The sequence below is a fragment of the Clostridium sp. AM28-20LB genome (genome assembly GCF_003480665.1).
Lineage (GTDB): Bacteria > Bacillota > Clostridia > Lachnospirales > Lachnospiraceae > Otoolea > Otoolea fessa.
In genome coordinates this window covers 474,430-488,629 of the sequence record NZ_QUJN01000001.1, presented here as the reverse complement: position 1 = coordinate 488,629, position 14,200 = coordinate 474,430, and the positions used below count along the sequence as shown (strand labels likewise).

The following is a 14,200-nucleotide window of genomic DNA, read 5'->3' as shown; positions in this document are numbered from 1 at the left end:
TTTTGATGGCATTTGAAAGCTTGGCAGACAAACTGCAGAATGTGTTTAAAAACCTGACAGGCAAGGGACGACTCAGCGAGAGCGACGTAAAAGCCGGACTCAAAGAAGTCAAGATGGCCCTTCTGGAAGCGGATGTAAGCTTCAAGGTAGTAAAACAGTTTATCAATTCTGTACAGGAGCGGGCGATTGGAACCGATGTTTTAAATGGTCTGAATCCAGGACAGATGGTAATAAAGATTGTCAACGACGAGCTGGTCAAGCTGATGGGCTCCGAGATGACAGAGATTGCGTTAAAACCGGGCAATGAGATTACCGTCATCATGATGGCAGGTCTCCAGGGTGCTGGTAAGACGACCACGACGGCAAAGATTGCCGGAAAGCTCAAGGCAAAGGGAAAAAATCCATTGCTGGTAGCATGTGATGTCTACCGACCGGCGGCAATCGAACAGCTGCAGAAAAATGGTGAAAAACAGGGTGTTCCCGTATTTGCGATGGGAACGAACCACAAACCGGTCAATATCGCAAAGGCAGCGCTTGAGCACGCGGCGAAAAATGGCAACAATGTGGTTATCATCGATACAGCCGGTCGTCTCCACATCGATGAAGCGATGATGGATGAGCTGGTTGAGATCAAAGAGAATGTGGATGTTTATCAGACACTTCTCGTTGTAGATGCCATGACTGGTCAGGATGCAGTCAATGTAGCGAGCATGTTTAACGACAAAATCGGCATTGACGGTGTGGTTCTGACAAAGATGGATGGCGATACGCGAGGCGGTGCGGCCCTTTCTATCAAGGCGGTAACCGGAAAACCGATTCTCTATGTCGGTATGGGCGAGAAACTTTCCGATTTGGAACAGTTTTACCCGGACCGTATGGCTTCCCGGATCTTGGGCATGGGCGATGTTCTTTCCATTATCGACAAAGCATCTGCTGTGATCGACGAGGAGAAGGCAAAAGAACTCGGCCGCAAGATTAAGAAGGCAGAATTTGATTACAATGACTTCCTCGATCAGATGAACCAGATCAAGAAGATGGGCGGCATGGCGAGCATCATGAGTATGATGCCAGGCATGGGACAGCTTAAAGGTCTGGATTTAGATGAGAATGAGAAGACGATGGGACGCGTGGAGGCGATCATCCTCTCGATGACAGCCGAAGAGCGGCGCAACCCGGATCTGATGAATCCGTCCCGCAAGAAACGAATCGCACAGGGCGCAGGCGTGGATATCGCAGAAGTCAACCGCCTGGTAAAACAGTTCGGAGATATGAAAAAGCTGATGAAACAGCTTCCGGGCATGGCAGGCGGCGGAAAACGCAAGGGTCTTGGCGGACTCGGCGGTATGCTTGGCAAGATGAAGCTGCCGTTTTAAACAAGTGTTAGTAGATGCAGTGTGCATTAGCTATATTTTATAATTCAAGGAAATAAGGAAAATTTCAGGAGGTAATTTAAAATGGTAAAGATGAGATTAAGAAGAATGGGTCAGAAGAAAGCTCCTTTCTATAGAATCGTTGTTGCAGATTCCAGATCCCCGAGAGATGGCAGATTCATCGAGGAGATCGGTATCTACGATCCGAACACAGAGCCGAGCACTCTGAAATTCGATGAGGAAGCTGCTAAGAAATGGTTAGCAACAGGCGCTCAGCCGACAGAGACTGTTGGTAAACTCTTAAAGATCGCTGGTATCCAGTAAATCAAGCATACTGACCTGTGAGGTGCAAAGGTATGAAAGAATTAGTAGAAGTTATCGCGAAAGCACTGGTTGAGAACCCGGACGAGGTAGTGGTTACAGAATCGGTCAAAGACGACGAGACTGTAATCGAGCTTTCCGTTGCACCGGCCGATATGGGTAAGGTAATTGGAAAACAGGGTCGTATCGCGAAAGCGATTCGCTCGGTTGTCAAGGCGGCTTCATCCAAGGAAGACAAGAAAGTTATTGTAGAGATTCAGTAATACAGACGAAGCTGAAAAGCCGGCTGCCTGAAAGGGTGTCCGGCTTTTTTATATCACAGGAAATTCAAGAGGATGCCAACGCAACCGCACCCCGGCGCGGGAATGCAAGGCACGTTCTATTTCATACAGGAGGATTATAGAATGGTTGATTATCTGAGAGTTGGTGTAATTACATCCCCGCATGGTCTGCGCGGAGATGTGAAAGTATTTCCTACCACCGATGATGTGAATCGTTTTAAAAAATTAAAAAAAGCGTATATCGACACTGGAAAAGAAAAAATGCCGGTGACCGTGGAACAGGTGCGTTTTTTCAAAAATATGGTCATTCTTAAATTTAAAGAGATGAATCGGATTGAGGACTGCGAGCCGTTCCGTAATAAGGATATTCTGATCACCCGCGATCAGGCGGTGAAACTGAATCCAGATGAGAATTTCATTGCCGATCTGATTGGTCTGAAAGTGCTGACGGACGAGGGTGAGGAGTTCGGTACGGTGAAAGATATCCTTCAGACAGCGGCTAACGACGTGTATGTGATCGAAGGACCTGAGGGCAAAGAATACCTATTCCCGTCCATCAAGGAATGCATCCTGAATGTCGATCTGGAGGCTGGCACCGTAACGGTTCATATCATGGACGGTCTGCTGGATCTGTAAATGGAATGAAAATCCTAAAATGAAAGTACCGTTGTGAAAGTGTATATATATAGGAGAAACGGATGAATTTTCATATTCTGACCCTGTTTCCGGAGATGGTAATGGGGGGACTGAACACAAGTATTACGGGGCGTGCGATTGACAAAGGGCTGATCTCGGTTGAGGCGGTCAATATCCGCGATTACTCGAAGGACAAACACCATCATGTAGACGATGCGCCCTATGGCGGCGGCGCCGGTATGGTGATGCAGCCGGAACCAATTTACGATGCATATGAAGATCTGGCGGCGCGCACCGGAAAACGTCCGCGCGTGATCTATCTGACTCCGCAGGGGCAGGTTTTCAACCAGAAAATCGCGGAAGAACTGGCGAAAGAAGAGGATCTGGTGTTCCTCTGCGGGCATTATGAGGGGATCGATGAGCGCGCATTAGAGCTGGTTGTGACCGACTATCTCTCCATCGGCGATTATGTCCTGACGGGCGGTGAGCTTCCGGCGATGGTTATGATCGACTGCATTTCCCGTCTGGTGCCTGGTGTGTTAAATAATGACGTATCCGCGGAATTTGAGTCATTTCACGACAATCTGCTGGAATATCCACAGTACACCCGCCCGGTTGTATTCATGGATAAGGCGGTCCCGGACATACTTCTGACCGGGCATCACAAAAATATCGAGACCTGGCGCCGTCAGAAATCGATCGAACGGACGCTGGAACGCCGCCCGGATCTTTTAAAAGATGCGGTTCTGGATAAGAAAGAGAAGAAATATCTGGAAGAGCTAATTCGTCAGAAAGAGGAAAAAGAAACAAAAAAACTCTAAAAAAGAGAGCAGAAAGTCCTTGCAAATCAAGGATTTCTATGATAAAATCATATTCTGTGAAATAAAGAGATGTTCCGCTGTTACAGGAAGCACGTTTTTACGGGATAAAAGATCGTATTAAGAACATCAAAGATTTTAAAGGAGGTTCACAAAGATGAACGAGATTATTAAGAACATTGAAGCAGCTCAGTTAAAGGAAACCGTTCCGAGTTTCAACGTAGGCGATACAGTACGTGTATCTGCTAAGATCAAAGAGGGAAACCGCGAGAGAATTCAGGTTTTCGAGGGAACTGTTATTAAGAGACAGAACGGCGGCGTTCGCGAGACTTTCACTGTTAGAAAGAGCTCCAACGGTGTTGGTGTAGAGAAGACCTGGCCGTTACATTCTCCGTCTGTAGAGAACGTTGAAGTAGTAAGAAGAGGTAAAGTAAGAAGAGCAAAACTGAACTACCTGAGATCCAGAATCGGCAAGGCAGCGAAGGTAAAAGAGTTAGTAAAATAATTTCTGAAGCGGATGGGGCTGCTGTACAGGTCAGCCCGCTGTGCATCCGGATATGCGGTTATGTGTGTCCGGCGCGGCGGGAGGAACTGTGCAGCAGCTTTTTTTCGTGTAATAGGAAATTCCTTGTGATTCCCTATTATAAAAAAGAATGTGCCCTGGCACATTCTCGCGCCGAGCGCGGTCGCTTGCGACATGAGCGATGATTCATGGGGAATGGATAGAGAGGGAGTGACATATGGAGCTGAAAGAGGATAAAAACCGCATCCGTCTGGTGGTTGGATGGATCGTGGATATCGCGGTGGTAATTTCGATCGCGTGGTTCGCCGTGTTTGCGATGGGGACACAGATACGGGTGAGCGGTCAATCAATGGAACCGGTGTTGTCGCAGAACGAAAAGGTTCTGATGAACCGCCTGAGTTACCGCGTGATGCGCCCAAAGCGCTATGACATTATTGTATTTGAAAAAGAAACGGGAAATTACAATATAAAACGCGTCATTGGACTGCCAGGTGAGACGGTGCAGATCAAGGACGGTTATATTTACATTAATAATGAAAAATTAGACGCCCCGAACGACTTGGGTAAGGCGGCTCTGGCTGGACTGGCGGAATATCCGATTAGTCTGGATAAAAACGAATATTTTCTGCTGGGTGACAACCGCTCCGGCAGTGAGGACAGCCGCTTTTCCAATGTGGGAAATGTGAAGTTCCGGCAGATCAAAGGAAAGGTCTGGCTGCGGATCCAGCCGGTTAGCCGGTTTGGGTTGATTTCGTCGAGATAGGTTCTAAGAAAGGAAGAAAATTTCATGCAGATACAATGGTACCCTGGACATATGACAAAGGCAAAAAGAGCCATGAAGGAAGATATCAAGCTGATCGATCTGGTGATTGAGCTGGTGGATGCGCGCGTGCCGCTCGGCAGCCGCAACCCGGATATTGATGAGCTTGCGAAGGGAAAGGGACGGATTGTCCTTTTAAATAAGGCGGATCTGGCGGACGACGGCTGTACAGAGCGCTGGATCGCATGGTTTAAGGAGCAGGGCATCCATGCACTCCGCATCAACGCGCGCAGCGGCATGGGAATGAAGCAGATCCAGCCGCTGGTGCAGGAGGCATGCAAGGAGAAAATTGAGCGTGACCGCCGCCGCGGTATCAAAAACCGCCCGGTGCGGACGATGGTAGTCGGCATTCCGAATGTCGGAAAATCGACCTTTATCAATTCCTTTGCCGGAAAAGCCTGCGCCAAGACTGGAAATAAACCGGGTGTTACCAAGGGAAACCAGTGGATCCGCTTAAATAAGACACTGGAACTTCTCGATACGCCGGGAATCCTCTGGCCGAAATTTGAAGATCCGAATGTGGGACTGTGCCTTGCATTTATCGGCTCGATCAACGATGAGATTCTGGATAAGGAAGAGCTGGCAGCCGAGCTGATCAAAAATATGTCCGGACGTTACGGAAAGCGCCTGGAAGAGCGGTATGGTGTGACGCTGGTTGAGAATACGGCTGGGGACGGCGAAGATACAAAAAAAGCCTGGGAAATTCTGCGTGAAATCGCAAGGGCACGTTCCTGTCTTTTAAAGGGCAGCGAGCTGGATACGAAAAAAGCGGCTGGCTTCCTATTAGATGACTTCCGCAGCGGCAAACTGGGGCGCGTGACGCTGGAAGTGCCGGAGGTATAGGAAAACATGAGAAAACTAACAGGAGAAAAACTGGAAGCAGAACTGGCGCGTCTCGAAGGAATGCGCGCCTATGAACATCAGTACGAAAGTGCAGGGATCGTCTGCGGCATTGATGAGGCGGGCAGAGGTCCATTAGCCGGTCCGGTGGTGGCGGCGGTCGCGGTACTTCCGAAAGACTGTACGATTCTGCGGCTGAACGATTCCAAAAAATTGTCGGAAAAATGCCGGGAAGAATTATTTCTGGAAATCAAAGAAAAGGCAGCTGCCTACGGAATTGGAATTGTAAGCCCGGAGGTGATCGATTCCATCAATATTTTGCAGGCGACCTATGAAGCAATGCGTCAGGCAGTCGCACAGCTTCCGCAGGAGCCGGATATCTTTTTAAATGACGCGGTCATCATTCCGGGGATTTCGGAGGAAAAGCAGATTAAGATTATCAAGGGCGATGCAAAAAGTGTCTCGATCGCGGCAGCCAGTATCCTGGCAAAAGTGACGAGGGATCATATGATGATGGAGTACGATAAAATCTATCCGGAATACGGGTTTGCGAAGCATAAAGGATACGGAACTAAGATGCATAACGAGGCAATTTTAACCTATGGTCCATGCCCGATCCATCGGAGAACCTTTTTGAAGAAGCTGCTGGGCGAGGAAGCCGCGATGCAGGGAATGAAATAACAGAAAGGGAGCTGAATGGGAGAAAGAAACTTTCATCTTCATGGAAATTCATTCAACCGCCGTGCCATCGGAACTGAATATGAAACTCTGGCGTGTGAATATCTCATCCGGCACGGTTATCAGATTCTCTGCCGGAATTTCCGCTGTCGCCAGGGTGAAATTGATATTATCGCAAGAGATAGAGACTACCTGGTTTTTATCGAGGTCAAATACCGCCGCGATGAACACGAAGGCGATCCGGCGGAGGCAGTGGATGCCCGCAAGCAGGCGCGGATTCTTCGTACCGCCCGGTATTATATGACGCATTATCATATTTCCGAGGACACGCCATGCCGGTTTGATGTGGTGGCGGTGCTTGGCAGTAACGTGAGATTAATTCGGGACGCGTTCTGGTGCGGATAATTACAAATGAGAGAATTCAAAAACTGCACAATCAGATTTGAGCAAGAGACAGAAAAAGGATGTGACAATCATGGCGCTTACCTATATACAAAAAACAGTTCATCCGGCACCAATTACCCTTCGTGAGTCAAACGGAGTGGCTTATTTTACCTTTCCGCTCTTAGAGCAGACCAGGATGGTGCGCCACGCATTTTCTACCCGGCTTGGCGGAGCGAGCAAGGGATATTTCAGTACGATGAACTTTTCGCTGACGCGCGGCGACAACCGGGACGATGTGCTTGAAAATTACCGGAAAATGGCGCGGATTCTGGGAGCGGATGTGTCAAAGATGGTGCTCAGCCATCAGACGCACACGACGAATATCCGTCTTGTTACGGAAGCGGACGCTGGAAAAGGAATCTGGCGGGAGCGCGATTATGAAAACATCGACGGACTTATCACAAACGTGCCGGGGCTGACGCTGGTTACATTTTTTGCGGACTGTGTACCATTATATTTTGTAGATCCGGTGCATCGTGCCATCGGACTGTCGCATTCCGGCTGGAAGGGAACCGTTCACCGGATGGGACAGAAAACGATCGAGGCGATGGGAGAGGCGTTCGGCACGAAGCCGGAGGATCTGTGCGTCTGCATCGGACCGAGCATCTGCCGGGACTGTTATGAGGTCAGTGAGGATGTGGCAGACGCATTTAAAGAAGAATTTGGAGCAGAAATCAGTCAGGATGATTCAACATCCTGTTATTCCTGGAATGGGAAATCGATTCTCATGAATAAGGGGAATGGCAAGTACCAGCTTGACCTCTGGGGCGCGAACCGCCGGGTGCTCCTGGATGCCGGAATTTTGCCGGAGCATCTGGCTGTGACGAATGTATGTACGAAATGCAATCCGGATCTTTTATATTCACACCGCGTGATGGGAGATAAGAGGGGGAATCTGGCGGCATTTTTATCGCTAAAGTAAGTATACAATCTGTCTGTCAAACAAGTGAATGAATGTTTTGCAGAAAAGAACAGCAGCATGATTGAAAATCGGTCGTTCAAGTCCGGTTTTGTCAATCATGCTGCTGCCGTTTTTTTCGCCGTTTCAGCGAAGATTCAGAAGAGCCCTACGATGCCTTATTTACCAGCCATCTTTTTTTCCTGTTCCTCAATCATCTTTTTGACCATATAGCCGCCGACGGAACCAGCCTGTGCGGAGGTCAGGTTACCATTGTAGCCCTCGCTTAACGGAACGCCAATCTCATTGGCAACCTCCATCTTAAAGCGGTTCATCGCTTCCTTGGCTTCCGGTACATTGGTTTTGTTAGTGTTGTTGGAACTAGACATAACAGACGCCTCCTTTTTTTTGCGTGTGCCCCTTCAAACTTTCGTTTGTCCGGGTGTCTCTTTTTGTTACATTCTCAGTATGCGGATCTTAAAAGTGAAATACACTAGAAGGTTTTGTGCAAATTGACATTTTGGGGCAAAACACCCACAATGTAGGGAAAAAAGTTAGTATTGATCCGATTTTATGCTTGTATATCAGTAAAACTCATACTATAATAGAACAGATGTAGTGTTAAAAAATACGCAAACTGTTTGGTGAATTTTACGGTTGCAGTTCAAAATACATTAATATTTCTAGTAAGATGGAGAAAAATCCATGCGGGTAATAGCAGGAAGTGCCAGAAGGCTTACTTTAAAGACGATCGAGGGAATGGATACGAGACCGACGACGGACCGTATCAAAGAAACTCTTTTTAATATGATTCAGAATGATATCTATGGATGCACATTTCTCGATTTATTCAGCGGAAGCGGGGCGATCGGGATCGAAGCTTTAAGCCGCGGGGCAAAAGAAGCTGTTTTTGTGGAGAAGAATCCGAAAGCGGCGGACTGCATCCGTGACAATCTGAAAGCGGCCCGCCTGGCTGATAAGGCGACGCTGTTAAACTGTGATATTTCGGATGCATTGAAACGGATAGAAAACCGGAAGAGTGCGTTTGATTTCATTTTTATGGATCCTCCGTACAACCATCTCTGGGAGAAAGAAGTGCTTACTTATCTGGCGCATTCGTCCCTGGCAGATGAACATACGATGATCATCACAGAGGCATCGAAAGAGACCGGGTGTAGCTACCTTTCAGAACTGGGATACCATCTCGAAAAAGAGAAGATATATAAGACGAATAAACATCTGTTTATCCGAAAAGCTTGAATACCAAAGGAGAAAAAAAGATGAAAACAGCCATTTATCCGGGCAGCTTTGATCCGGTGACGCTCGGACATTTTGATATTATAAAGCGATCCTCCGAAATTTTTGATCAGGTCATCGTGGGAGTTTTGTGTAATAACGCAAAATCTCCGTTGTTTTCTGTCGAAGAACGTGTTAAGATGTTAGAGGAAGTGACAAAAGACATTCCTAACGTGGAGGTGCAGTCGTTTGACGGACTTCTGGTCGATTTCATGCGCCAGAATCACGCAAAGGTCATCGTGCGTGGTCTGCGTGCGATCACGGATTTCGAATATGAGCTGCAGCTCGCGCAGATGAACCGGGTGATTGCACCCGAAATAGATACCCTGTTTCTGACAACGAACCTTAAATACGCGTATTTAAGTTCCAGTATGGCAAAAGAGGTTGCGATGTACGGCGGAGACATTTCCGAATTTCTCGATCCGGTCATTGCAAAACAAGTACAGGAGAAATACCAGGCGCTTCAGGAAGACAGGGAATGTAAGTAAGGAGAAAAGCTATGAGCAGAATTGAACAGATCATCACAGAAATTGAAGATTATATCGACAGCTGCAAGTTTCAGCCGCTGTCCAACACGAAGATTTTAGTAAATAAAGAAGAGATTGAAGAACTGCTCGTGGAACTGCGTCTTCGCATTCCGGAGGAGATCAAGAAATATCAGAAGATCATCAGCAACCAGGATGCGATTCTGCAGGAGGCACGTTCCCAGGCAGACGCGATGGTAGCCGAGGCGACCGCCCAGACCAATGAGCTGGTTAATGAGCATGAGATCATGCAGCGTGCATATGCAGAAGCAAACAGCATTATTGAGCAGGCAAATGCACAGGCACAGCAGATCGTGGACAACGCTGTCACAGAGGCAAACAATATCCGCCAGGGTTCCGTTCAGTACACGGACGACATGCTCCGCAGCCTGCAGACCATCATCAAGCATTCGATGGAGGGCGCGCAGAGCCGTTTCGAGTCTTACATGAGTTCGATGCAGTCCAGCTACGATGTCGTATCTTCCAACCGTAATGAGCTGGCTGGCAGTGTCGTGACCGAGCCGGAGGAGAACACAGGCGCCGAGGCAGCAGCGGCCGCTACACAGGCGGCATCCGGCGAAGCAGCAGAATAAAGAGAACGAACGAGAGACTGGCGTGAACCAGTTTCCACAGTACATAATGCCGGATGGAAAGTCCGGCATTTTTTTCTCTGTCTTTTCGGCTGTCCCGTATGACTGAATTTGTCTGGGCGATCCCGGATAACCCGCCAAACGCGGCACACGCCGCTATCGCACCGGATTGAACCGGGATACTGAATATAGCACCAGAACGGGCGATCGCATCGATGCCGGTTGTCATTTCAGCCGTCCCGATCAGAAACAGACGCAGCGTGCCGGAACAGAAGGCGTCGGCAAAGGCAGCGAGGATCGAATACAGCATGATCAAACCGCCGATGCGGACCTGCAGTTCGATGCAGTCCATCAGGATGGTGTCGAAGGAAGCGGGAACGGAGACGGATGTGGATTTTGTGCGGGCGGGCTTGACAGAGCCGGTTTGTTTCGAAAAAGATCGGTTTTGAAGGCTAAAAGAAGTTACTTTATTATAAATGCATAGGAGACTTCCAACCAATAAAAGCGGCGTATATAGTGCCAGAACCAGATAGTTTGACGGAACTGCCGGGTTCAGCCTAGGTGCAGCATATCCGGCGATAAACATGGGGCTTGGCGAAGCGCTGATGGCGGTCAGAAGCCGTTTTTCATGTGCCGAAAGCAGCGATTTCCGGTTAAAATCGGCGGCAGTTTTCATTCCCATCGGGTAACCGCAGAGCATCCCGGCAAGCAGGGCATAGCCGCTGTAGACAGACATACCAAGATGTTTCAAAACTGGGTGAAATGGCGCTAGAAGCAGCCGGACGCCGCCGTGTTCAGCTAAAAGCTTTGAGAAGAGCATAAAGGGAAATAACGTCGGAAAGACCGTATTGAACCATAAAAGAAGTCCTTTCTGTGCCCCATCCGCAGAGAGACGCGGATGCGAGAGCAGAAGCGCCAGGATAAGTGCTGGGAACAGGGCGGATACTATTTTTTTTATATATGGCATGGGAGCGCCTTTCTATCATTAAAAAGTAATATAAAGATAGATTATATATATGTAGACAGAAAATGGCTCATTCCTTTTGGAAGCCTGAAAACCGGCATACCGAACAAAGAAAGAACGAATGAGCGCGAAGAAAAAGTCTTTAGAATCACGATTATAAATGGATATACAGAGCAATAGACAAAAACAGGAGGAAAACGATTGGATTACCGAGAACTGCCGGAAGAATTTCTTGAAAAAATGAAACAATTTCTGGGGGAGGAATACCCGGAGTATCTGGCTTCGTATGAGGAAGAGCCGCGTTCAGGGCTGCGCGTCAACACGGGCAGGCTGACACCGGAACAGTTTTTAGAGATGGCACAGACGGCGGACTGGAATTTGAAACCAGTGCCGTGGACGAAGAACGGTTTTTATTATCAGGGCGAACGCCCATCCAGGCATCCGTGGTACTACGCGGGACTCTACTATTTGCAGGAACCGAGTGCGATGTCACCGGCGGCATGGCTGCCGATCAAGCCGGGCGACCGGGTTCTGGATTTGTGCGCGGCACCGGGCGGTAAAAGTACGGAACTGGCGGCGAAATTAGCCGGTACAGGTGTCCTGTTTTCCAATGATATCAGCAATTCGCGCGCAAAAGCGCTTCTTAAAAATCTGGAAATGTTCGGAGCGGGAAATATCTGTGTAACGAGCGAGGCACCGGAAAAAATGGCTGGCATCCTGCCGGAGTTTTTTGATAAGATTCTGGTCGATGCGCCGTGCTCCGGCGAAGGTATGTTCCGCCGCGATCCGTCGATGGTAAAGAGCTGGAACGAAAAAGGTCCCGATTATTATGCGCCGCTACAGCGCCAGATTCTCGACTGTGCCGTGCAGATGCTTGCGCCGGGCGGGAAACTGGTTTATTCGACCTGTACCTTTGACAGGGACGAGGACGAGGGAACGATCGAGTATATTCTGGAGAAATATCCGCAGATGGCGGTCGTGCCGCAGAAACCGGAATATGGCTTTGAGGGAAGCCGTGGCATTGAGGGCTGTCTGAGATTGTTTCCGCACCGTCTGGAGGGCGAAGGACATTTTGTTGCGCTGTTGGAGAAGCGGACGGAGAAACCGGACGCAAATGTCAGGGATTTGGAAAATGCTGGTGAGAAAGCATTGAGCGCTCCACTTTCGGTAGAGAAAATAGAAGCGCGGTTGTGCCGTGTGGCGCAAGATGGTAAGTCCAGACAGATGGCTTCTGGAAAAACGGAAGGGAAAACATTTAGAAAAGGAAAAAACGGGATGCAAAACCAGACAGACGAGGACTTTTCCCCCCTGTTCGATCTTCTGCGCCAGCTTCCGGTAAGAACCTGGAATCCCGATCAATTCTACCGTGACAGCGAGCGCATCTATTATCTCCCGGCAGCGCTGGCAGGCGAAAATACGCGCTATTTTAAGCCGCTCCGCTGTCTGCGTACCGGGCTTCTGCTCGGAGAACTGAAAAAAGGGCGGTTTGAACCATCTCAGGCGTTAGCGATGAACCTGCGGATGCAGGAATTTGCAAATTATTTAAACTTCAAAGCCTCGGATGAGCGCACGATCCGCTATTTAAAGGGCGAGACATTGACAGCTGCAGAGGAAGAGGCGGCAGATGGTCTTGTACTAATCTGTGTGGATGGATTTCCGCTTGGCTGGGCGCAGAAACGGGGCGGTCAGCTTAAAAATAAATACAATCCCGGATGGAGGTGGCAGTGATGGGACAAGGTAAAAGTATACGTTTAGACCGTTTCCTGGCAGAGATGAAGCAGGGAACGCGCAGTCAGGTAAAAGAGATGATCCGCAAAGGGCGGGTTCTGGTCGATGGAACCGTCTGCCGCGAGTCTGACCGGAAAATATTCCCGGACGAAACCCGGGTTACACTGGATGGACAGCCGGTTGGCTGGGCAGACACGGAATATTATATGTTAAATAAACCGCAGGGCGTCGTTTCCGCAACGGAAGACGGGCGCTATCAGACTGTCATTGACCTTATTGATGAAGCAAAGCGAAAAGACCTCTTCCCGGTCGGACGCCTCGATATTGATACGGAAGGACTGCTTCTCATCACGAACGACGGTGCGCTGGCGCATGAGCTTCTGGCACCGAAAAAACACGTGGATAAGGTCTATTTTGCACGCGTAAAGGGAACACTGAAAGAAGGAATCGAAGCGCGCTTTCAGGCGGGACTGACGCTGACGGATGGCACACCGGTACGGCCGGCAGAGCTTGTGATCGAGAAAAAATGGAACGACGCAGGAGAAGACCTCTGCGAGGCGCGCCTGACCATCCATGAAGGAAAATTTCATCAGGTAAAGCGGATGTTTGAGGCAGAGGGCGGCGAAGTTATTTACCTGAAACGCCTTTCGATGGGACCGCTTGCCCTGGATGAGGCACTGGCGACGGGAGAGTACCGGGCGCTGAGGGAAGATGAAATTAGAGCATTAAAAGAAAGAACGCTAACCTCACAAAATTGTGTATCAAATGACGAAAATTTGTCAGACACCCCAAATAACACACCTCCTGAAATCAACTGGAACACAGTAGACGCCGTCCTCTTCGATCTCGACGGCACCCTGGTCGATTCCATGTGGATGTGGAAAGCGATCGATGTGGAATTTTTAAAGCGTTACGGCTATGACTGTCCGGAAGATCTTGAGAAGGTGATCGAGGGCATGAGCTTTTCCGAGACAGCAATCTATTTTAAAGATCGCTTCCAGCTGCCGATGACCCTGGATGAGATAAAGGCCATCTGGATTGAAATGTCGATCGATAAATACCGCCATGAGGTACCGCTGAAATCGGGTGTTGCGGAATTTCTTTCATTTTTAAAGAAAAAAGGAATCCGCATGGGAATTGCAACGAGCAACGCACAGGATATGGTAGCAGCCGTGCTGGATTCTCTGGATATCCGTTCCTATTTCGGTGTGGTGGCAACTGCCTGTGAGGTGGCAGCAGGAAAACCGGCGCCGGATATCTATCTGAAAGTAGCGGCGGATCTGGGCGTACAGCCGGAAAAATGTCTGGTATTTGAGGACGTCCCGGCGGGGATTCTGGCTGGAAAACGGGCTGGTATGCGCGTTGGCGCGGTCGAGGACGTATTTTCACTTTCCATGACCGAAGAAAAGAAAGAATTAGCTGATTTTTATATCCGGGACTACCGGGAACTGATACAGGGGGCAAGATAA

The 14,200-nt window shown here is 48.9% G+C and carries 18 protein-coding genes; 16 read left to right on the top strand and 2 right to left on the bottom strand.

Annotated features, from left to right (window positions below; translation table 11 throughout):
- The first annotated feature begins 5 nt into the window (after positions 1-5).
- From ffh to pgeF, 11 genes are all read left to right on the top strand, one after another.
- A complete protein-coding gene (ffh, locus tag DW739_RS02285) occupies positions 6-1,373 on the top strand; it encodes a signal recognition particle protein (RefSeq protein WP_106999920.1) in 1,368 nt (455 codons plus the stop codon).
- Positions 1,374-1,454: 81 nt separating this feature from the next.
- Positions 1,455-1,694 (top strand): 30S ribosomal protein S16, encoded by a 240-nt coding sequence (gene rpsP, locus DW739_RS02280; protein ID WP_106999919.1) that lies wholly within the window; start codon positions 1,455-1,457, stop codon positions 1,692-1,694.
- 32 nt (positions 1,695-1,726) lie between these two features.
- Positions 1,727-1,954, top strand: a complete 228-nt coding sequence (locus DW739_RS02275) for a KH domain-containing protein (protein WP_022360235.1) — start codon at positions 1,727-1,729, stop codon at positions 1,952-1,954.
- Between the two features lie 141 nt (positions 1,955-2,095).
- Positions 2,096-2,608: a ribosome maturation factor RimM gene (gene rimM, locus DW739_RS02270; RefSeq protein WP_106999918.1), complete on the top strand. Its 513-nt coding sequence runs from the start codon at positions 2,096-2,098 to the stop codon at positions 2,606-2,608.
- Between the two features lie 62 nt (positions 2,609-2,670).
- Positions 2,671-3,429 (top strand): tRNA (guanosine(37)-N1)-methyltransferase TrmD, encoded by a 759-nt coding sequence (gene trmD / locus DW739_RS02265; protein WP_118742556.1) that lies wholly within the window; start codon positions 2,671-2,673, stop codon positions 3,427-3,429.
- Positions 3,430-3,583: 154 nt separating this feature from the next.
- Positions 3,584-3,931: a 50S ribosomal protein L19 gene (gene rplS, locus DW739_RS02260; protein ID WP_022360232.1), complete on the top strand. Its 348-nt coding sequence runs from the start codon at positions 3,584-3,586 to the stop codon at positions 3,929-3,931.
- Positions 3,932-4,166: 235 nt separating this feature from the next.
- Complete coding sequence (gene lepB, locus DW739_RS02255; protein WP_106999916.1) at positions 4,167-4,712, top strand: signal peptidase I; 546 nt, start codon at positions 4,167-4,169, stop codon at positions 4,710-4,712.
- 24 nt (positions 4,713-4,736) lie between these two features.
- Complete coding sequence (gene ylqF, locus DW739_RS02250; RefSeq protein ID WP_022358769.1) at positions 4,737-5,612, top strand: ribosome biogenesis GTPase YlqF; 876 nt, start codon at positions 4,737-4,739, stop codon at positions 5,610-5,612.
- Positions 5,613-5,618: 6 nt separating this feature from the next.
- Positions 5,619-6,290 (top strand): ribonuclease HII, encoded by a 672-nt coding sequence (locus tag DW739_RS02245; RefSeq protein WP_117795445.1) that lies wholly within the window; start codon positions 5,619-5,621, stop codon positions 6,288-6,290.
- Between the two features lie 15 nt (positions 6,291-6,305).
- Entirely contained in the window at positions 6,306-6,692 is a 387-nt protein-coding gene (locus DW739_RS02240; protein WP_118742555.1) for a YraN family protein, read from the top strand.
- 70 nt (positions 6,693-6,762) lie between these two features.
- Positions 6,763-7,653, top strand: a complete 891-nt coding sequence (gene pgeF, locus DW739_RS02235) for a peptidoglycan editing factor PgeF (protein WP_118742554.1) — start codon at positions 6,763-6,765, stop codon at positions 7,651-7,653.
- Between the two features lie 155 nt (positions 7,654-7,808).
- On the opposite strand, the gene DW739_RS02230 is transcribed toward pgeF, so the two are convergent.
- Positions 7,809-8,018, bottom strand: a complete 210-nt coding sequence (locus DW739_RS02230) for an alpha/beta-type small acid-soluble spore protein (RefSeq protein WP_022358773.1) — start codon at positions 8,016-8,018, stop codon at positions 7,809-7,811.
- A gap of 316 nt (positions 8,019-8,334) precedes the next feature.
- On the opposite strand from DW739_RS02230, the gene rsmD reads away from it, so the two are divergent.
- Genes rsmD through DW739_RS02215 form a run of 3 tightly spaced genes read left to right on the top strand, consistent with a single transcriptional unit; the run spans position 8,335 to position 10,042 of the window.
- Complete coding sequence (rsmD, locus tag DW739_RS02225) at positions 8,335-8,889, top strand: 16S rRNA (guanine(966)-N(2))-methyltransferase RsmD (RefSeq protein ID WP_022358774.1); 555 nt, start codon at positions 8,335-8,337, stop codon at positions 8,887-8,889.
- A gap of 20 nt (positions 8,890-8,909) precedes the next feature.
- A complete protein-coding gene (gene coaD / locus DW739_RS02220) occupies positions 8,910-9,413 on the top strand; it encodes a pantetheine-phosphate adenylyltransferase (protein ID WP_022358775.1) in 504 nt (167 codons plus the stop codon).
- Between the two features lie 11 nt (positions 9,414-9,424).
- The gene (locus DW739_RS02215; RefSeq protein ID WP_022358776.1) at positions 9,425-10,042 is read left to right on the top strand and encodes a hypothetical protein; all 618 of its coding nucleotides are present in this window, start codon (positions 9,425-9,427) and stop codon (positions 10,040-10,042) included.
- Here the strand turns inward: DW739_RS02215 and DW739_RS02210 are convergent.
- Positions 10,008-11,006, bottom strand: coding sequence for a nucleoside recognition protein (locus DW739_RS02210; protein ID WP_243023712.1), 999 nt, complete (start codon positions 11,004-11,006; stop codon positions 10,008-10,010). The genes DW739_RS02215 and DW739_RS02210 overlap by 35 nt on opposite strands.
- A 198-nt stretch (positions 11,007-11,204) precedes the next feature.
- Here DW739_RS02210 and DW739_RS02205 point away from each other — a divergent pair, with 198 nt between their 5' ends.
- On the top strand, positions 11,205-12,731 hold the full coding sequence (locus tag DW739_RS02205) for an RsmB/NOP family class I SAM-dependent RNA methyltransferase (RefSeq protein WP_118742553.1): 1,527 nt from the start codon (positions 11,205-11,207) through the stop codon (positions 12,729-12,731).
- The gene (locus DW739_RS15330; protein WP_118482382.1) at positions 12,731-14,200 is read left to right on the top strand and encodes a pseudouridine synthase; all 1,470 of its coding nucleotides are present in this window, start codon (positions 12,731-12,733) and stop codon (positions 14,198-14,200) included. The genes DW739_RS02205 and DW739_RS15330 overlap by 1 nt, the downstream gene beginning before the upstream one ends.